The sequence below is a fragment of the Bradyrhizobium genosp. A genome, assembly GCF_049949275.1.
Classification (GTDB): domain Bacteria; phylum Pseudomonadota; class Alphaproteobacteria; order Rhizobiales; family Xanthobacteraceae; genus Bradyrhizobium.
Genome location: NZ_CP188196.1, coordinates 3,247,915 through 3,266,719 on the forward strand (window position 1 = coordinate 3,247,915; position 18,805 = coordinate 3,266,719).

19 protein-coding genes and 1 riboswitch are annotated in these 18,805 nt (G+C 67.4%); of the genes, 15 read left to right on the forward strand and 4 right to left on the reverse strand.

Annotated features, from left to right (window positions below):
• Nucleotides 1-966: a threonine-phosphate decarboxylase CobD gene (gene cobD / locus ACP2YP_RS14965; protein WP_426425006.1), complete on the forward strand. Its 966-nt coding sequence runs from the start codon at nucleotides 1-3 to the stop codon at nucleotides 964-966.
• Here cobD and ACP2YP_RS14970 read toward each other — a convergent pair.
• Both ACP2YP_RS14970 and cobO read right to left on the reverse strand, forming a co-directional pair.
• Nucleotides 955-2,403 carry a cobyric acid synthase gene (locus ACP2YP_RS14970; RefSeq protein WP_426425007.1) on the reverse strand — a complete coding sequence of 483 codons (1,449 nt, stop codon included), beginning with the start codon at nucleotides 2,401-2,403 and terminating at the stop codon, nucleotides 955-957. The two genes, cobD and ACP2YP_RS14970, sit on opposite strands and share 12 nt — an antisense overlap.
• Nucleotides 2,404-2,426: 23 nt before the next feature.
• Entirely contained in the window at nucleotides 2,427-3,062 is a 636-nt protein-coding gene (cobO, locus tag ACP2YP_RS14975; protein ID WP_426425009.1) for a cob(I)yrinic acid a,c-diamide adenosyltransferase, read from the reverse strand.
• Between the two features lie 40 nt (nucleotides 3,063-3,102).
• Nucleotides 3,103-3,320: riboswitch (cobalamin riboswitch) on the forward strand.
• Between the two features lie 95 nt (nucleotides 3,321-3,415).
• Between cobO and ACP2YP_RS14980 the strand changes: the two genes are divergently transcribed.
• The 7 genes from ACP2YP_RS14980 to cobJ are packed head-to-tail and all read left to right on the forward strand — an operon-like array spanning nucleotide 3,416 to nucleotide 11,323.
• A complete protein-coding gene (locus tag ACP2YP_RS14980) occupies nucleotides 3,416-3,790 on the forward strand; it encodes a DUF1636 family protein (protein WP_426425011.1) in 375 nt (124 codons plus the stop codon).
• Nucleotides 3,787-4,821 carry a cobalamin biosynthesis protein CobW gene (gene cobW / locus ACP2YP_RS14985; protein ID WP_426425012.1) on the forward strand — a complete coding sequence of 345 codons (1,035 nt, stop codon included), beginning with the start codon at nucleotides 3,787-3,789 and terminating at the stop codon, nucleotides 4,819-4,821. The genes ACP2YP_RS14980 and cobW overlap by 4 nt, the downstream gene beginning before the upstream one ends.
• Complete coding sequence (cobN, locus tag ACP2YP_RS14990) at nucleotides 4,821-8,069, forward strand: cobaltochelatase subunit CobN (protein ID WP_426425013.1); 3,249 nt, start codon at nucleotides 4,821-4,823, stop codon at nucleotides 8,067-8,069. Before cobW ends, cobN begins: the two co-directional genes overlap by 1 nt.
• Nucleotides 8,066-9,229, forward strand: coding sequence for a precorrin-3B synthase (cobG, locus tag ACP2YP_RS14995; protein ID WP_426425014.1), 1,164 nt, complete (start codon nucleotides 8,066-8,068; stop codon nucleotides 9,227-9,229). The genes cobN and cobG overlap by 4 nt, the downstream gene beginning before the upstream one ends.
• Nucleotides 9,229-9,858 (forward strand): precorrin-8X methylmutase, encoded by a 630-nt coding sequence (locus ACP2YP_RS15000; RefSeq protein ID WP_426425015.1) that lies wholly within the window; start codon nucleotides 9,229-9,231, stop codon nucleotides 9,856-9,858. The genes cobG and ACP2YP_RS15000 overlap by 1 nt, the downstream gene beginning before the upstream one ends.
• A 2-nt stretch (nucleotides 9,859-9,860) precedes the next feature.
• Complete coding sequence (locus ACP2YP_RS15005) at nucleotides 9,861-10,592, forward strand: precorrin-2 C(20)-methyltransferase (RefSeq protein WP_426425016.1); 732 nt, start codon at nucleotides 9,861-9,863, stop codon at nucleotides 10,590-10,592.
• On the forward strand, nucleotides 10,589-11,323 hold the full coding sequence (gene cobJ / locus ACP2YP_RS15010; RefSeq protein ID WP_426425017.1) for a precorrin-3B C(17)-methyltransferase: 735 nt from the start codon (nucleotides 10,589-10,591) through the stop codon (nucleotides 11,321-11,323). Before ACP2YP_RS15005 ends, cobJ begins: the two co-directional genes overlap by 4 nt.
• Here cobJ and ACP2YP_RS15015 read toward each other — a convergent pair.
• Nucleotides 11,299-12,045: a cobalt-precorrin-6A reductase gene (locus ACP2YP_RS15015; protein ID WP_426425018.1), complete on the reverse strand. Its 747-nt coding sequence runs from the start codon at nucleotides 12,043-12,045 to the stop codon at nucleotides 11,299-11,301. The genes cobJ and ACP2YP_RS15015 overlap by 25 nt on opposite strands.
• Between ACP2YP_RS15015 and cbiE the strand changes: the two genes are divergently transcribed.
• Genes cbiE through cobT form a run of 7 tightly spaced genes read left to right on the forward strand, consistent with a single transcriptional unit; the run spans nucleotide 12,044 to nucleotide 18,216 of the window.
• Nucleotides 12,044-13,225, forward strand: coding sequence for a precorrin-6y C5,15-methyltransferase (decarboxylating) subunit CbiE (cbiE, locus tag ACP2YP_RS15020; protein ID WP_426425019.1), 1,182 nt, complete (start codon nucleotides 12,044-12,046; stop codon nucleotides 13,223-13,225). The two genes, ACP2YP_RS15015 and cbiE, sit on opposite strands and share 2 nt — an antisense overlap.
• The gene (locus ACP2YP_RS15025; RefSeq protein ID WP_426425021.1) at nucleotides 13,222-13,590 is read left to right on the forward strand and encodes a cobalamin biosynthesis protein; all 369 of its coding nucleotides are present in this window, start codon (nucleotides 13,222-13,224) and stop codon (nucleotides 13,588-13,590) included. The genes cbiE and ACP2YP_RS15025 overlap by 4 nt, the downstream gene beginning before the upstream one ends.
• On the forward strand, nucleotides 13,587-14,369 hold the full coding sequence (gene cobM, locus ACP2YP_RS15030) for a precorrin-4 C(11)-methyltransferase (RefSeq protein ID WP_426425023.1): 783 nt from the start codon (nucleotides 13,587-13,589) through the stop codon (nucleotides 14,367-14,369). Before ACP2YP_RS15025 ends, cobM begins: the two co-directional genes overlap by 4 nt.
• A complete protein-coding gene (locus ACP2YP_RS15035; RefSeq protein ID WP_426425025.1) occupies nucleotides 14,369-15,679 on the forward strand; it encodes a cobyrinate a,c-diamide synthase in 1,311 nt (436 codons plus the stop codon). The genes cobM and ACP2YP_RS15035 overlap by 1 nt, the downstream gene beginning before the upstream one ends.
• Nucleotides 15,676-16,407, forward strand: coding sequence for a uroporphyrinogen-III C-methyltransferase (gene cobA / locus ACP2YP_RS15040; protein WP_426425026.1), 732 nt, complete (start codon nucleotides 15,676-15,678; stop codon nucleotides 16,405-16,407). The genes ACP2YP_RS15035 and cobA overlap by 4 nt, the downstream gene beginning before the upstream one ends.
• Complete coding sequence (gene cobF, locus ACP2YP_RS15045) at nucleotides 16,404-17,153, forward strand: precorrin-6A synthase (deacetylating) (RefSeq protein WP_426425027.1); 750 nt, start codon at nucleotides 16,404-16,406, stop codon at nucleotides 17,151-17,153. Before cobA ends, cobF begins: the two co-directional genes overlap by 4 nt.
• Nucleotides 17,154-17,163: 10 nt before the next feature.
• Nucleotides 17,164-18,216, forward strand: a complete 1,053-nt coding sequence (cobT, locus tag ACP2YP_RS15050) for a nicotinate-nucleotide--dimethylbenzimidazole phosphoribosyltransferase (RefSeq protein WP_426425028.1) — start codon at nucleotides 17,164-17,166, stop codon at nucleotides 18,214-18,216.
• Here cobT and ACP2YP_RS15055 read toward each other — a convergent pair whose 3' ends face one another.
• On the reverse strand, nucleotides 18,217-18,789 hold the full coding sequence (locus ACP2YP_RS15055; RefSeq protein WP_426425029.1) for a histidine phosphatase family protein: 573 nt from the start codon (nucleotides 18,787-18,789) through the stop codon (nucleotides 18,217-18,219).
• Between the last annotated feature and the right edge of the window lie 16 nt (nucleotides 18,790-18,805).

Below are 18,805 nucleotides of genomic sequence, written 5' to 3' on the forward strand. Positions count from 1 at the left end.
ATGCGCGAGCACGGTGGAAATCTCGATCTGGCCCAGCAGCGTTTTGGCGGACGCGCCGAGAACTGGATCGATCTGTCGACGGGCATCAACCGGCTGCCTTATCCGGTGGGCGAGATCGCCGCGCATCATTGGCAGGCGTTGCCGTCGCGATCCGAGATCGAGGCCCTGCATCAGGCGGCCCGGCACGCCTACGCGACAAGCGCGCCGATTGTCGCGATGGGCGGTGCGCAAGCCGCCATTCAATTGTTGCCGCAGCTTGCGCCGCGCGGCCGGGCGCGCATCCTCGCGCCGACCTACAACGAATATGGTCCCGTTCTGTCGGCCGCAGGATGGGAGGTCGAGGAGGTCGGGGCGCTCGATGCGCTGGCGGGGGCGAACCTCGCCATCGTCGTCAATCCCAACAATCCCGACGGCCGCCGTTACTCGCCGAAGGATTTGCTCACGTTCCTGCCGCGCGTCGGTCACCTCGTCATCGACGAGAGTTTTGTTGATGCCGTTCCCGAGCTCTCGCTCGCTCCGGAAGCGGGGCGGCCGGGGCTGCTGATCCTGCGCTCGTTCGGAAAGTTTTATGGCCTTGCCGGGCTGCGGCTCGGCTTCGCGATCGGCCATGTGGATGACATCGGCAAGCTCGCGGCGGCATCGGGTCCATGGCCGGTGTCGGGCGCGGCGATCGCGATCGGCTGCCGCGCCTTGCGCGATCATGCCTGGGCCAAGGCGACGTCAGCGCGGCTTGCCCGGGACTGCGTTCGCCTTGACGAGATGGCGCAAGGGCAGGGCTGGCGGCTCGTCGGCGGCGCACCACTGCTTCGTCTCTACGAGACGCCGGATGCACGCGCCGCGTTGGATAAGCTTGCGCGTGGCCAGATCTGGTCTCGCGTCTTCGCGCAAAACCCGACATGGCTGCGCCTTGGGCTTCCGGGCGTTGAAGCCGAATGGTCGCGCCTTGCCGAGGTGCTAGCGCGCTAGCGCGAGCAGGCCTTCGACGTCGAGATGCTTTTCGATGTGATCGGCCAGCGCATCGAGCGCGCTCTCGACCCTCGCGCGATACGGCTCTTCGCCCGCGGGAATATCGAGTTTCGCGAGATACGCCTTGCGGAAATCATCCGACGTGAACAGGCCGTGCAGATAGCTGCCCTGCACGCGCCCATCGCTGGAGATCGCGCCTTCCGGCTCGCCATTCAGTTTGGAGAACGGTCGCGCGCGATCCGGTCCATCGGTGCGGCCGATGTGGATTTCGTAGGCCTGGATCGGTTGATCCGTCGCTGCATGCACGGCCGCAACACGTGTCAGCGTCTTTTGCGGGCTCATCACCGTTTCCACATCCAGAAGGCCAAGGCCCGGCGTGTCGCCCGCGGGCCCCTCAATGCCGTCAGGATCGGCGACGCTGCGTCCGAGCATCTGGTAGCCGCCGCAGAGGCCGAGCACATGGCCACCCCTGCGGTGGTGCGCGAGCAGGTCGATGTCCCAGCCCTGCGCGCGCAGGAAGGCGAGATCGCCGCGGGTGGACTTTGAGCCGGGGATGATGACGAGCCTGACATCGCCGGGGATTGCTTCGCCCGGACGCACCATCACGAGATCGACGCCGGGCTCGAGTTTTAGAGGATCGAGATCGTCGAAATTGGCGATCCGGGACAGCGCGAGGCAAGCGATCTTGCACTGGCCCGGCTTGCGCGCGTCGCTCAGACCGAGCGCATCCTCGGCCGGCAGCTCGCCGGCGCGCGCGAACCAGGGCAGCACGCCAAAGCCGCTCCACGCGGTCTTCGCTTCGATCAACTTGTAGCCGTCGTCGAACAGCGTGGGATCGCCGCGAAACTTGTTGATGACAAACCCCTGGATCATCGCGGCATCGTCAGGATCGATCACCGTCTTGATGCCGACGAGCTGCGCAATGACGCCGCCGCGATCGATGTCGCCGACCAGCACCACAGGCACGTCGGCCTTGCGGGCAAAGCCCATATTGGCGATGTCGGCCTTGCGCAGATTCACCTCGGCGGGACTGCCGGCGCCTTCGACCAGTACCAGATCGGCGCGCGCCTTCAGCCGCTCAAAGCTTTCCAGCACCGCGCCCATCAAGGAAGGCTTCATCGCCGCATATTCGCGCGCACGCGCAGTCGCGACGCGCTTGCCCTGCACGATCACCTGCGCGCCGACATCGGTCTCGGGCTTCAGCAGCACCGGGTTCATGTCGGTGTGCGGCTCGGCACCGGCCGCGAGCGCCTGCAGCGCCTGCGCGCGGCCGATCTCGCCGCCGTCGACGGTGACGGCCGCATTGTTCGACATGTTCTGCGGCTTGAACGGGAGCACGCGCAGGCCGCGCCGCGTGAACGCGCGCGCGAGGCCGGCGACGATGAGCGATTTGCCCACGTCCGAGCCGGCCCCCTGGATCATCAATGCGCGCGCCATGTTGTTTTCAGAACTTGGTGTCTTTAGAACTCGACGCCGGCCTGCGCCTTGATGCCGGAGCGGAACGGATGTTTCACCAGCGTCATCTCGGTGACGAGATCGGCGATCTCGATCAGCTCGTCCTTGGCGTTGCGCCCGGTGAGCACAACATGTGTCATCGGCGGCTTCGAGGTCTTCAGGAAGTCGACGACCTCGGCAATGTCGAGATAGTCGTAGCGCAGCGCGATGTTGATCTCGTCGAGCACGACCATGCGCAGATTGGCATCGAGAATCAGCTCCTTCGCCTTGTCCCAGCCGGCGCGTGCAGCGGCGATGTCGCGGGCGCGATCCTGCGTCTCCCAGGTAAAGCCTTCGCCCATGGCGTGGAACTGGCAGAGCTCGCCAAAATGGCCGGTGAGCAGGCGCCGCTCGCCGGTATCCCAGGCGCCCTTGATGAACTGCACGACCGCGCAGGGAAAGCCATGGGCGACGCAGCGCACGATCATGCCGAAGGCCGAGGACGACTTGCCCTTGCCGGCGCCGGTGTGGACGATGATGAGGCCCCTTTCACCGCTCTTGGTCGCCATGATCTTGTCGCGGGCGACCTTGATCTTCGCCATTTTCGCGGCGTGCCTGGCGTCGGTTTCCTCGGCCGTTTTTGTATCCGGTTCAGGCGTCATCGTACCCGGTCCTTCGGCTTGACAAGAGGCGGCCGGGGGCAAATGGTGGCCCGGCGTTGGTTCCTGTCCTATGACAGGCGAAGAGGGAATGCGATAGGGTCCGAATCGGCAAGATTTGGGTCCAAAATGCAGCCGCCCCCGCGACCGTGACCGGAGAGATGCCCAAAGCCACTGATCCCCTGGGGATCGGGAAGGCGGGGATCGAAGGGGAAACCCTGCTCCGCAAGCCGGGAGACCTGCCAGCGCGGACGATTTTTGGACCGGCGGACGGGGTGTTCCGCGACGGGGAAACGGGCCTTCGCAAGAACGGTTCGTGGGCCTCTTCGCCTCCCGCTATACTTCTGGAAGAGGCGATGACCGTCACACTGCACGTCTGCATCACCTGCCGCGCCGGCCAGACGCTCGGCGAGGGCGAGGTTACGCCCGGCAAGCGCCTGCATGGCGCGATCCTCGAGGCCGGCGTGCCCGACGGCGTCAATGTGGTTCCCGTCGAATGCCTGTCTGCATGCAACCAGGGCTGCTCGGTCGCGCTCAGCGCGCCCGGCCGCTGGTCGTATGTCTATGGCCGGCTGTCGGATGCCCATGCGCAGGACGTGGTCGCGGGCGCTGCTGCCTATGCCGCCGCGCCCGACGGTCTCGTGCCCTGGCGCAGCCGGCCGGAGATCTTCCGCAAGCAGTCGCTTGCCCGCATTCCTCCCATTGCCGTCGTGCCAGAGGCCGCAGAATGAATACGCTTGCAAAAGTCCCGGTTACGGTGGTGACCGGTTTTCTCGGCTCCGGCAAGACGACGCTGATCCAGCATCTTCTCGCCAATCCCAACGGTAAGAAGCTCGCCGTGCTCGTCAACGAGTTCGGCAGCGAAGGCGTTGACGGCGAGATCCTGAAATCCTGCGCGGATGCGAACTGCCCGGAAGAGAACATTGTCGAGCTCGCCAATGGCTGCATCTGCTGCACCGTCGCCGACGATTTCATTCCGACCATGGAGAAGTTGCTGGCGCGGCCGGTGCGGCCCGATCACATCCTGATCGAGACCTCGGGCCTGGCGCTGCCAAAACCGCTGCTGAAGGCGTTCGACTGGCCTGAGATCCGCTCGCGCATCACGGTCGATGGCGTGATCGCGCTGGCCGATGCCGAGGCCGTCGCCGCAGGCCGTTTCGCGCCGGACCCGATTGCGGTCGAAGCGCAGCGCGCGGCGGACGAAAATCTCGATCACGAGACGCCGCTGTCCGAAGTGTTCGAGGACCAGATCGCCTGCGCCGACATCGTGCTGTTGACCAAGGCCGATCTCGCCGGCACCGCTGGCATCGAGGCTGCCAAGGCTGCGATCACGGCCGAGATGCCGCGCCGCGTGCCGATGCTGCCCATCACCGACGGCGCGATCGATGCACGTGTCATCCTCGGCCTCGGCGCTGCCGCGGAGAATGATCTTGCCGCGCGCCCCTCGCATCATGACGGCGAGGAGGAGCATGAGCATGACGATTTCGCTTCCGTCGTGATCGATCTTCCTGAAGTGACCGACGTCGACGCGCTGGTCGCATCGGTTCAGAGGCTAGCGCGCGAGCAGAACGTGCTGCGCACCAAGGGCTATATTGCGGTCGCGGGTAAGCCGATGCGCCTGTTGCTGCAAGCGGTCGGCGAGCGCGTGCGCCACCAGTTCGACAAGCCCTGGGGCGCGGGCAACAGGCAATCAAAGCTCGTCGTGATCGGCGAGCACGGCGATATCGACGAGGCCGCGATCAAGGCGGGATTGGGAGTCTGATGCACGTCGTCTTCCGCGAGAGCCGCGGTCTGGAGGAGACCGCGACGCCAAGGGACATCGGCCAGGACCCGGCCGATCTCGTGGTGCTCTCGTTCTCGGATTCCGATCTTGCTGCGTTTGCGGCCGGCTGGCGCCGCGGCCGCGACAGCCTGCCGTCGTTGCGGCTGGCGAACCTCGCGGAGCTCCGTCATCCGCTCTCGGTCGACACCTATATCGAGCGCACGCTGTCGCAGGCGCGCGGCATTCTGGTGCGGCTGATCGGCGGTGAGTCCTACTGGTCGTACGGGCTGGCGGCGCTCCAGCAGCTCGCGAAGGATCGCAACATCGTGCTGGCTGTGCTGCCGGCCGACGGCCGCGACGACGAGCGGCTTGATGCGTATTCGACCTTGCCGGTCTCGACGCTGCGCCGGCTCAAGGTGCTCTGCGACACCGGTGGTCCGGTCGCGGCGCAAGCCGCGATCGCGCAGCTCGCACTGGCATCTGGCCTTTACGCCGGCCCCGTCGTTGGCGAGATGACCGTGCCCGAGATGGGCTTTTACGATCCCGCACGCGGTGTGATCGCCGCGCCGGTGGCGAGCGTGGGGAGGCCGCGCGCGCTGGTGGCGTTCTATCGCTCCTATCTCACCGCCGCGGACACCGGCCCGGTCGATGCGTTGATCGCGGCGCTGCGCGAGCAGGGCTTTGACGCTCACGGCGTGTTCGTGGCTTCGTTGAAGGCCGCGGGCGTTGCGGATTGGCTGCGCGCGCATCTCGCCAAGAATCCTCCTGCCGCGATTGTCAATGCGACGGCGTTCTCGGCGATGGGTGAGGACGGCACGACGCCGTTCGATGCTGCATCGTGTCCGGTATTCCAGGTCGCGCTTTCATCGGCGCGCCGTGAGGATTGGGAGGAGTCGCTGCGCGGCCTGTCGCCGGGCGACCTCGCGATGCATGTGGTGCTGCCTGAGGTTGACGGCCGCCTGTTCGCGGGCGTGGTGAGTTTCAAATCGGCCGCGATGCGCGATCCCGATCTGCAGTTTTCGCATCTGGGCCACAGGCCGGATGACGAGCGTGTGGCGGCCGTCGCCGCCCGCGTTGCGGCCTGGCGGCGCCTCGCGGAGAAGCCGCCTGCCGAGAAGCGGCTGGCCATTGTGCTCTCGAATTATCCCGGACGTCCGCACCAGATCGCGCACGCAGTCGGTCTCGACGCGCTCGCCTCGGTCGAAGTGCTGGTGTCCGATCTCGCCGATGCCGGCTTCGATGTTGCGCCCGTCGAAGCGCTCGGAGAGACGCTGCTCAAGCAACATTTGACCTGGAGCGCTGCCGATTACCGCGCCGCGCTCTCGCGCCTGCCGCAACCCTTGCAGGATGATCTCGCGCGAGCCTGGGGCACACCGGAGAACGATCCGAGTTGCTGCGGCGGCGTGTTCCACTTCGCTGCGATCCCATGCGGCCACTCGATCATCGCAGTTCAGCCCGAGCGCGGCGATGCGACCACGCGCGATTCCGACTATCACGATCTCACCCGCACACCGCGCCATGCCTATGTCGCGTTTTATCTCTGGCTCCGCGAGCAGGGCTGTGATGCCGTCGTGCATATGGGCGCGCACGGCACGCTGGAATGGTTGCCGGGGAAATCCGTGGCGCTGTCCTCGCACTGCTGGCCGGAGGCGCTGATCGGCGATCTCCCCGTCATCTATCCCTTCATCGTCAACGATCCCGGCGAGGCCGCGCAGGCCAAGCGGCGCTTGGGTGCCGTCACCATCGGCCATCTGCCGCCGTCGCTTGCCACATCGGCCGTGCCGGAAAGCCTGCGCCGGCTCGAACGTCTGCTCGACGAATATTCGACCGCCGACGGTCTCGATCCCGCCAGACGCCAGCGCCTGATTTCTGCGATCCGCGAGGAGGCCCGTGCCGCAGGTCTTGAAAACGATCTCGGTCTCGATGCTTCGGCAGCACCAGCCGAAGCGATTCCGCGGATTGATCGTTTCGTCTGCGACCTCAAGGAAAGCCAGTTCGGCGATGGCCTGCACGTGTTTGGCCGCGGTGCCTGCGGCGATGCGGAACGGGATGCGCTGCGTGCCGCGCTCGCGGGACAGCGCGTTGCGCCGGGACCGTCGGGCTCGCCGTATCGCGGGCGTCAGGACGTGCTGCCCACGGGTCGCAATCTCTTCGCCGTCGATCCCCGTGCGGCGCCGACGCCGTCGGCGCATGCGCAAGGGATAAAACTCGCCGAAGAGCTGCTCCGCCGCCATTTGCAGGATCACGGCGACTGGCCAAAGGGCCTCGTGGTCGATCTCTGGGGCTCCGCGACCATGCGCACCGCAGGCGAGGAATTTGCGATGGCGCTGCATCTGGCCGGCCTTGCGCCGCGCTGGGACCACGCCTCCGGCCGCGTCACCGGCTACGACATCATCGCGCCGGTGGAGCTCGGTCGTCCCCGCATCGATGTCACGCTGCGCGTGTCGGGCCTGTTCCGCGATGTCTTCGCAGGCCTTGCGCAATTGTTCGAGGCCGCCACTGAAGCGCTCGCATCGCGCGAAGACGAGGGCGATGAAAATCCCTATCGTTATCGCGCCTCCCGCGTGTTCGCGCCGCGCCCCGGACAATACGGCGTCGGCCTCTCGGCGATCCCGGATGCCTTCACACCCGAGACGCGCGATGCGGCCGGCGAAGCCTGGCTGTCGGCATCGTCCTGGGCATTCTCCGCCGATGGAGAGATCAGGCACGATCGCGCCGGTATCGAACAGCGGCTTGCATCCGCCGATGCTTTCGTTCACGTCCAAGATCTGCCGGAAACCGATCTCCTGCTAGCCGCCGACTATGCCGCGCATGAAGCCGGAATCGCAGCAGCTGCAGCCCATCTCGGCGCAGCGGGGCCATCGCTCTATCACCTCGACACGACGCGTCCCGAGCAACCGCACGCGCGCACGCTGACGGAAGAAATCTCACGAGTCGTCCGCGCACGCGCCGCCAATCCGGCCTGGATTGCCGGCATGATGCGCCACGGTTTCCGCGGTGCCGCCGAAATCACCGCGACGCTGGAGCATATGGCCGCCTTCGCCCATCTGGCCGATGCCGTGCCGCCGCATCTGTTCGATCTCTACTACGATGCGACGCTCGGCGACGCCGACGTCCGTGCCTTCATGGCGCGCGCAAATCCGGCGGCGCTGGCTGCGATGGAGGCCTGCTTCACGCGCCTGCACGAGGCCTCGCTCTGGCGAACGCGCCGCAATTCGATCGCGGCTTCGTTGCGGGAGGCGTCATGAGCGCGGCCATGGTCAAGGGCTGGTGTCCTGGCGCGCTGCGGCCGATGCAATCGGGCGACGGGCTCGTGGTTCGCGTGCGCCCGTTCGGCGGCCGGCTCGATGCGGCGCAGACCGCCGGACTCGCGCATCTCGCCGAGCGCCACGGCAATGGGCTGATCGACGTGACCAGCCGCGCCAATCTCCAGATCAGGGGCGTCAGCGAGAGCAGCCACCGGCTGCTGCTTGACGGTCTTGCGCAACTGACGCTGCTCGATCCTGATGCCGACACGGAATCCCGGCGCAACATCCTGGTCACACCGTTCTGGCGCGACGGCGACGAGACCCAGGCGCTTGCGGCCGAGCTCGAAGAGGCGCTTGCGGATAGTATGCTCGAGTTGCCGACGAAATTCGGCTTCGCCATCGATGACGGAAAGTCGCGCGTGCTCGCCGGCAATTCCGCTGACGTGCGGATCGAGCGTGACGCTGCCGGCGGTCTTTTGGTACGGGCGGATGGCGCCAGGCTTGGTCGCCTCGTCGCGCGCGGCGAAGCCGTGAGCAATGCGCTCGCCGTCGCAAGCTGGTTCGTTGCCGCCGGCGGCGTCAGGGATGGGCGAGGGCGCATGGCAACGCATCTTGCGGCCGGCGCGGAATTACCTGGGGCACTGCACGGCGAGGCGGAGCCAGCGCCCATCATGGCAGCAGTGCGTCCCGGCGTTTATCCGCAAGGGGCCATGGTCGGCGTCGCCTTCGGGCAGATGCCGCATGCGACGCTCAATCAATTGTCCGGTTGCGGTCATGCGCTGCGGATGACGCCGTGGCGCATGGTCTTGAGCGAGGGCAAGCGGACGATGCCGTCCGCTTCCGGCCTGATCACCGAGGCCTACGATCCCGCGCTGCGCGTCATCGCCTGCAGTGGCGCGCCGCGCTGCCGCGAGGCCCACGCCGACACCCGCGCGCTTGCCGCGGCGCTTGCGCCGAACATCGGCGCAGCTTCGCGACTTCACGTCTCGGGCTGCGCCAAGGGCTGTGCCCATTCCGGCGCGGCTGCGATCACGCTGGTTGCGACGGGCGCAGGATTCGATCTCGTGCGCGGCGGGTCGACCCGCGATGAGCCCATCCTGCGCGGGCTCGACCGCGACGACATCGTTCGCGATCCCTCCATCCTGATGGGAGGGCACTGATGCCGCACATCTACGAGACCGACGGCGCGGCGATCTACCGGCAATCCTTCGCGACCATCAGGGCCGAGGCCGATCTGGCGCGCTTCACGCCTGACGAAGAGCAGGTCGTGGTGCGGATGATCCATGCCGCCGGCATGGTTGGGCTCGAGGCGCATGTCCGCTTCACGCCTGGCATGGCGACCGCCGCGCGCACGGCGTTGCAGAAGGGCGCGCCGATCCTGTGCGATGCGCGTATGGTTTCGGAGGGGATTACGCGCGCGAGATTGCCTGCGGCCAATGCCGTCATCTGCACCCTCGGCGACGAGACTGTTCCTGCGCTGGCGCAATCCATGCGCAACACCCGCTCGGCTGCCGCGCTGGAACTGTGGCGCCCGCATCTCGACGGTGCAATCGTCGCGATCGGCAATGCGCCGACGGCGCTGTTCCATCTTCTCAACATGCTGGAGGACCGTGACTGCCCGCGGCCCGCGGCGATCATCGGCTGCCCCGTCGGCTTCGTCGGTGCGGCCGAATCCAAGGCCGCGCTGATGGCCGATCCGAAGGTCGCCGCGCTGACGGTCGAGGGCCGCCTCGGCGGCTCCGCGATCACGGTCGCCGCCGTGAACGCGCTGGCGAGCCGGAGCGAATAGCGATGGGACGCATCATCTGCTGCGGTCTCGGTCCCGGCGATCCTGATTTGATGAGCGTACGCGCGGATCGGACGGTGCGCAGCGCGAAGCACGTCGCTTTTTTTCGCAAGAAGGGGCGGCCCGGCCAGGCGCGTCGCATCGTCGAAGGCATGCTCGCTGCCGATGTCAGCGAATATCCCATGGAATATCCGGTTACGACCGAGATCGCCTTCGACAGTCCGGACTATGTCCAGCTGCTGGCCGGCTTCTACGACGAATGGGCGGAGCGCCTGTCGCGGCTGGCGCGCGCGGTCGATGTCGTCGTGCTGTGCGAGGGCGATCCTTACTTTTACGGCTCCTTCATGCATCTGCACACGCGTTTGCAGGGCCGCGTCGAGATCGAGGTAATCGCCGGCATTCCCGGCATGGTCGGCTGCTGGAACGGCGTTGGTCAGCCGATCGCGCTCGGCGACGACGTGACGACGGTGCTGATGGGCACGCTGGCTGAAGCCGAGCTCGAACGCCGCATGCGCGATTCCGATGCGCTGGTCATCATGAAGACCGGGCGCAATCTCGCAAAGGTGCGCCGTGCGCTCGCCGCAGCCGGCCGGCTCGACGATGCCTGGCTGGTCGAGCGCGGCACCATGCCGGGCGAGCGCGTCGGGCGGCTCGCCGAAATCGACGCCGCTGACTGTCCATACTTTGCGATTGTGCTCGTGCACGGCAAGGGCCGGTATCCGGACGCCGCCGAATGACGGGCACGCTGACCATCGCGGGCCTCGGGCCGGGTAGCGACGCGCTGGTGACGCCGGAGGTTTCCGCCGCGCTTGCCGCCGCGACGGATATTTTGGGCTATGCGCCCTATGTCGCGCGCGTGCCGCCGCGTGCTGGTCTCACCCTGCATCCGTCCGACAACCGCGAAGAGCTGCAGCGGGCAGCCGAAGCGTTGCGTCTGGCGGCCGAAGGCGGACAGGTCGTCGTCGTGTCCTCCGGCGATCCCGGTGTCTTCGCGATGGCCTCGGCCGTGTTCGAGGCGCTCGAGCAGGTGCCGCATTATCAGGATCTGCCGATCCGGGTGCTTCCTGGTATCACTGCGATGCTGGCCGCGGCCGCGCGCGCGGGGGCGCCGCTCGGCCACGACTTCTGCGCGATCAATCTCTCCGACAATCTCAAGCCCTGGGCGGTCATCGAGAAGCGCTTGCGGCTTGCCGCGGAAGCAGATTTTTCGATTGCGCTGTACAATCCACGTTCGGCGAGCCGGCCGGAAGGATTTGGCCGCGCGCTCGCGGTGTTGAAAGAAGCCGGCTGCGGTAAACGCCTCGTAATCTTCGCGCGCGCGATCAGCGCACCTGACGAGAGCATCGTGACCGTGACGCTGAACGACGCGACGCCTGAGATGGCCGACATGCGTACGCTGGTGATCGTCGGCAATTCGCAGACGCGCCGCGTCGGCAGCTGGGTCTATGCGCCGAGGCAGGTCCGATGACCGAGCCACTGCATCACTTCAGTGACGCTCTCCACCCGCAGCCGTTCGGGCAGTCGTGGTCGCGAGATCATGATCACGGGCAGGCCGAGCATGCGGGCGGCATCGATCTTGGCGCGCGCACCGTCGCCGCCGGAATTGCGCGCCACGATCCACGCGATGCCTCGCGTGCGCATCATCTCCAGCTCGCCATCAAGGGTGAACGGTCCGCGCGATACGATCAATTCGGCAGCGAAGGGCGGCGGTGCTTCGGGCAAATCGACGAAGCGCAGCGTGTAGGTGTGCTGCGGCCGCACCGCGAATGGCGCGATGTGCTGGCGGCCGATGGCGAGGAACACGCGTGCGGGCGCCTCGGGAAGGGCGGCTACCGCGGCGTTGACATCACCGACATCAATCCAGTTGTCGCCCTGCGCTCTGGTCCAGGGCGCGCGTTCGAGCGCGATCAACGGCGTGCCGGTTTCCGCGCACGCTTCCACGGCATTGCGGCTCATCTCGGCCGCGAAGGGATGGGTCGCGTCGATCACATGCGTGATGCCTTCGCGCCTGGCGTAATCGGCGAGCCCGCTCGCGCCGCCAAAGCCGCCGATGCGGGTTGGCAGTGGCTGATCCGCAGGCGTGCGGGTGCGGCCGCCGTAGGAATAGACCGCATCGATGCCGGCGCGTGCGATCTCCGCAGCGAGCAGGCTCGCATCGGCAATTCCGCCCAGAATAAGGGCGCGTATCATGGCTGATCCCTGGCTAACCATCATCGGTATCGGCGAAGATGGCCTTGCCGGGCTGTCGGAAGCAAGTCGAAAGGCACTAGCTAACGCGGAAACCGTGTTCGGCGGCGAGCGTCATCTTTCGCTCGCAGATGTCGGAAGCCGCGGCCGCGTGTGGCCGGTGCCGTTCGACGCTGACATCGTGCTGAGCTGCCGCGGCCGACCGACGGCGGTGCTGGCCTCGGGCGATCCGTTCTGGCATGGAGCTGGTGCAAGCCTCGCCGAGAAGCTTTATGGGGACGAGTGGATCGCGCACCCGGCGCCATCGACCTTCTCGCTCGCCGCCGCGCGCTTGGGTTGGCGCCTCGAAGCAACAGCCTGTCTCGGTCTCCACGCCACACCGTTCGAGCGCCTTGTGCCGCATTTGGCGCAAGATGCACGCATCATTTGCCTGGTGCGCGACGCAGCGGCGATGGGCAAACTCGCCAAATGGCTGACGGAACGCGGATGGGGCGCCTCGCTGCTGTGGACTCTCGCCGCCCTTGGCGGACCGCGCGAAAGCATCGACCAGCATCGCGCAGATCTCTTTGCTGAGGATATTGCCGGAAATCTGGTTGCAGTGGCGGTGCAGGCGAGGGGAGGCCAAGGTATTCCCCGCAGCTCGGGATTACCGGACGATCTCTTTGTCCATGACGGCCAGATCACGAAGCGACCGATACGCGCGCTCGCACTCTCGGCGTTGGCGCCACGTCCTGGCGAGCGGCTATGGGACATCGGCGCCGGCTCAGGCTCGATCTCGGTTGAGTGGGCGCTGTGCGGCGGGACCTCGACAGCCATCGAGGCGCGCGAGGATCGCGCCGTGAACATCCGCAGCAATGCAGCGGCGTTCGGATTGGCGCATCGGATCACTGTGGTCACGGGACAGGCGCCGGAAGTGCTCGCAACATTGGACGTGCCCGACGCCGTCTTCGTCGGCGGCGGTCTTGATCGCGCGATGTTCGACGCCGTCTGGTCGCGGCTTGCGCCGGGTGCGCGGCTGCTCGCGCATGCCGTGACGCTGGAGACGGAAGCGCTGCTCGGCGAGCTGCACCAGCGCCATGGCGGCGAGCTGATGCGGGTCGACATTGCGCATGCCGCTCCGCTCGGCCGCTACCGCTCATGGGAGGCGGCGCGGCCGGTGGTGCAGTGGAGTGCAGTCCGATGAAGGTCGCCGGGCTCGGATTCAAAAAGGATGTCACGCTAGCCTCCCTGCGCGAGGCCCTTGCGGCGGCCGGCGGTCCCGATGGCCTCGCGGCCGTGGCAACCGTCAGCGACAAGGCTGACACGGAGGCGTTGAAACTGCTCGCCAGCGAGTGTGGCGTTCCGATCAAGGCCGTGTCGCCCGAAGATCTGGCTGGTATCGCTACGCCTACGCAATCAAAGTTCGTCGCGGAAAAGTTCGGTACGGGATCGGTTGCCGAAGCCGCTGCGCTCTTTGCAGCTGGTCCTCGCGCGCAACTCATCGCGACGCGCGCGATCTCGCAGGATCGCACCGCGACCGCCGCGATCGCCGAAGGAGACGGCCCATGACGGTGCACTTCATCGGCGCCGGGCCGGGCGCCGCCGATCTCCTCACCTTGCGCGGGCGCGATTTGATCGCGGCTTCTCCGATCTGCCTCTATGCCGGCTCGCTGGTGCCAGAGGGCGTGCTGGCGCATTGCCCACCTGGCGCGCGCGTCGTCAACACCGCGCCGCTGTCGCTCGACGAAATCATGGCGGAGATTTCTGCCGCGCATGCGGAGGGCAAGGACGTTGCGCGGCTGCATTCCGGCGACCTCTCGATCTGGTCGGCGATGGGCGAGCAGCTCCGCCGCTTGCGAGCGCTGGGCATTCCCTTCTCGGTGACGCCGGGCGTGCCGTCTTTCTCCGCCGCGGCGGCCGCGCTCGAGGTCGAGCTGACATTGCCCGGCCTGGCCCAGACGGTGGTGTTGACGCGCACACCGGGCCGCGCCAGCGCGATGCCCGAGGGCGAGAAGCTCGCGGCCTTTGCCGCAACCGGCGCGGTGCTCGCCATCCATCTGTCGATCCATCTGCTCGACAAGGTCGTCGCCGAGCTGACGCCACATTACGGTGCGGACTGCCCGGTCGCGATCGTCTGGCGGGCGAGCTGGCCGGACCAGCGCATCGTCCGCGCCACGCTTGCGACGCTCGATGCAGCCGTCGCTACGGAGATGGAACGCACCGCGCTAATCCTGGTCGGCAGCACGCTTGGCGCGGCGGATTTCGACGAGAGCCGGCTTTACGCCGCCGATTATGACCGCCGCTACCGGCCTGTTGGTGCCGAGCCGCGCTTTCCGGAGGCGTCGTGATGCCGGCGGGCCTCGTCATCTCCGCGCCGGCCTCCGGTGTCGGCAAGACCACGCTGACGCTAGCGCTCGCGCGAGCCTGGCGCAATCGCGGATTGCGCGTGCAGTGCTTCAAGAGCGGGCCCGACTACATCGATCCCGCCTTCCATGCCGCCGCCACGGGCCGCGCCTCCGTCAACGTCGACAGCTGGGCGATGGACCGCGCGACGATCGCGCATCTCGTCAGCCGGGGCACGGATGCCGATATCGTTCTCGCCGAGGGCTCGATGGGCCTGTTCGACGGCGTCGCCGCGTGCGGTGTTTCCGGCACTGGCGCCACCGCCGACATCGCAGAGATGCTCGGTTGGCCGGTGGTGCTGGTGATCGACCCCTCCGGGCAAGCGCAGACCGCAGCGGCGATTGCCGCTGGTCTTCGTGATTATCGCGCCGGCGTGCGCCTTGCCGGTGTGGTGCTCAACCGCGTCGCCAGCCCCCGTCACGAGGACCTCGTGCGTCGTGCGCTGAGCGATGCCGGCATCGCAATGTTCGGCGCGCTGCCGCGCCATGCCGAGATCAGCCTGCCGAAGCGGCATCTTGGCCTGGTGCAGGCCGAGGAGCAGGCCGAGATCGGAAAACTGATCGACGAGGCCGCGCGCTTCGTCGCCGAGCATGTCGATCTCGATGCGGTGCTGCGATCCGCAGCCCCGTGGTCAGTGCAACCAGCGGCGAACGGGCTGAACGTGACGCCGCCGGGTCAGCGCATCGCGCTTGCCCGCGATGCCGCGTTCTCCTTCGTCTATCCGCACATGCTGGAAGCCTGGCGCGCGGCGGGCGCGGAGATCTCGACGTTTTCGCCGCTCGCCGATGAAGCGCCTGATGCCAGCGCCGACGTGTGCTGGCTGCCCGGCGGTTATCCCGAGCTTCACGCCGGCAAGATCGCCGCCAATGCGCGCTTCCGCAGCGGCCTGCGCGCCTTCGCCGAGACCCGGCCCGTGCATGGCGAATGCGGGGGGTATATGGTGCTGGGGACAGCTCTGACCGACGCCGACGGTATCAGTCATGAGATGACCGGCCTGCTCGGACTGGAGACGAGCTTTGCCAAGCGCCGCATGCATCTGGGCTATCGTCTCGCCGCGCTCGCAGCGCCGATGCCGGGCCATCACGCCGGCGCGCGGCTGCGTGGCCACGAATTCCACTATTCGACGATCGTCGCCCAGCCGGATACGCCGCTGGCGGTCGTGCACGACGCAACCGGTGCGGTCATCGCCGAAACCGGCTCGCGGCGCGGCCACGCCACCGGCACGTTCTTCCATCTGATCGCGGAGGACCGGTGAGCGGCTTTGTCTCCTTCATCTCCGCCGGCCCCGGCGATCCCGAGCTTCTCACGCTCAAGGGCGCCGCGCGGCTGCGCGAGGCCGATGTCGTGCTCTATGACGACCTTGCCTCCGGCGCGATCCTCGATCTGGCGCGGCCCGGCGCCAATCTCGTCGCGGTCGGGAAGCGGGCAGGGCGGCCGTCAACAAAACAGCATCACGTCAACCGCCTGTTGGTCGACTACGCCGCGACGGGGGTGCGGGTGGTGCGGCTGAAGTCGGGCGATGCCGGAATCTTCGGCCGGCTCGAGGAGGAGCTCGAGACGCTGCGTGTGGCCGGCATTGGCTACGAGATCATTCCCGGCGTCACTTCGGCTTGCGTTGCCGCAGCGCAAGCCGGCATTCCCCTGACGCGCCGCCATACCTCGCGCCGGGTGCAGTTCGTGACCGGGGCCGATGTCACCGGCGAGCTGCCGCAGAATTTGAACTGGGCGGCGCTGGCCGATCCTGATGCGACGACCGTGGTCTATATGGGCCGGCGCACCTTTCCGGCGTTGGTCGCGAAATTGATCGAGCATGGCCTCTCACCGGGCACTCCGGCGCTGTTCGCCGAGTCCCTCGGCCGCTCCGACGAGCGGTTGGTGCGCACCACCATTGCCGAGCTTGCCGAGCAGCTCGCGCGCGGCGGCGCGGCTTCCACGGCGGCCGTGATCATGTTCGGCGCACTGGCGGGGGACTATCCGTCATGATGACGCTGTCCCTGATCGGCATCGGCTGCGGCGATCCCGGGCAGCTCACGCGCGCGGCGATCGGCGCAATCAACGCCGCCGATCTCGTCCTGATCCCGCGCAAGGGGACGGCAAAATCCGACCTCGCTGATCTCAGGCGGACCATCTGCGCTGATGTACTCACCAGCGGCACCACGCGCATTGCCGAGTTCGATCTTCCCGTGCGCGACGCCGGTGAAGCCGATTATCGCAAGGGCGTGGACGATTGGCACGATGCGGTCGCCGCGACCTGGTCGCAGACGATCGCTGATCATCTCAGCGGCGACGGCAAGGTCGCGCTGCTGATCTGGGGTGATCCTTCGCTGTACGATTCCTCGCTGCGCATTGCGCGGCGGCTCAATCCGCTGCCAAAAATCGAGGTCGTGCCCGGCATCACCTCGATCCAGGCGCTGTGCGCGGCGCATGCGCTGCCGCTCAACGACATCGGCGAGCCGTTTCTGGTCACGACGGGACGCCGCTTGCGCGAAGGCGGCTGGCCGGTGGGCGTCGATACAGTCGTTGTGATGCTCGACGGCGGCACGGCGTTCCAGTCGCTCGACCCGGCGGGACTTCACATCTGGTGGGGCGCCTATCTCGGTATGCCAGATCAGATCATCATGTCCGGCGCGCTGGGCGAGGCGGGAGCGCGCATCGTCGCATCGCGGCAGGCCGCGCGCGAGCGGCACGGCTGGATCATGGACAGTTACATTCTCAAGCGCAGGCCGTAAGCGAGGCAGCATGCTCCCCGAATGGGTCTATCAACAGTGCCCCGAGATCTCCGCGGCTCACCGTGAGGCGGCGATCGCGCGGCAGGCACAACTGACAAAGCCGACCGGCGCGCTCGGCCGGCTGGAGCAGCTCGCGATCGAGCTTGCCGGCCTGCAGGCAACCGAACGCCCTCGCGCCGCACGCGTGCCGATCATCATCTTCGCCGGCGATCACGGCATCGTCGCGCAGGGCGTCTCGGCCTACCCGCAAGCCGTCACCATCGCGATGATGGCGAATTTTGCCGCGGGAGGTGCCGCAATCTCGGTGCTGGCGCGCGAACTCGGTTCAAGCCTCGAAGTGGTCGACGCCGGAACGCTGGCGGAGGCGGCGATGCCGGGCATCATCACGGACAAGCCGCGCCTTGGCACCCGCGATTTCAGCGTCGAAGCCGCGCTCACGCCCGCCGAGCTGGCATTCGCCTTCGAAGCAGGCCAGCGCGCAGTGGCGCGGGCGAAGGTCAATCAGCCCGATCTCCTGATCTTCGGCGAGATGGGCATCGGCAACACCACGGCCTCGGCGGCGATCGCCGCGAGCCTGCTCGGCATCAGCGCCGAGGAGATTGCCGGCAACGGCACCGGCATCGATGCGGCCGGCCGCGCGCACAAGGTGCGCGTGATCGAAGCGGCGATCGCGCGTCATAGCGTGGCGGGCGCCTCGCCCGAAGAGATCATGTGCGCCGTCGGCGGGCTCGAGATCGCGGCCATTTCCGGCGCGATCATCGCGGCAGCGCAGGCGCGCATTCCGGTGCTGATCGACGGTTTCATCGTCTCGGTTGCCGCGCTCGCGGCGGTGCGGCTGAACCCGTCGTGCCAGCCGTTCCTGTTGCCATCGCATCAATCGGCGGAGCAGGGGCATCGGCTGGTGTTGCGCGCGCTGGATGTGCAGCCGCTGATCAGCCTCGATCTCAGGCTCGGCGAGGGATCGGGCGCCGCGATCGCGCTGCCGCTGGTGCGATCGGCATGTGCGCTTCACAACGACATGGCGACGTTCGCGCAGGCCAATGTGCCGGATCGGCCTGTTTGATCAGGCCATGCGCTGATTGACCGAGACGACGCGCCAGCCGGTCGCGAGCCGGTCGATCCGGGTCAGCGACAGCGGATCGATCACGAAGCGCAAGGCCGCCTGCGGGGTCAGATCCAGTGCGATGCAGAGCGCGGCGCGGATGGTGCCGGAATGCACGACGAGCGTCGCGTGACCTGCGCCGATCCGCGCGAGACCCAGCCGGACGCGCGCGACCTGATCTTCAAAGCTCTCGCCGCCTGGCGGCCGTCGGCGCGCCGGATCGCTCCAGAACTGCGCATAGGCCTCGCCACCGCTCGCTGCAAGCTCGTCATGCCGCCGGCCGGTCCAGTCGCCAAAATCCTGCTCGCCGAATTCGGTCAGCAACTCGGGCTCAAGCCCCAGCGCGCGCGCCGTCTCGACGGTGCGTCGTGAGGGGCTGGCATAGCCCGCCGCATCCCGCGGCAGACGCTGGCGCAGCGCCTCGAGCTGCGCGCGATCGCCGAGGTCCGCCGGCGCATCATTCGCATGGATGGTCCCGGCGACGCCGTCGACGGGGGCATGCCGTATCAGCCAGAGGAAGGTATCGCCTTCCATGCAGATCTCCCAAGCA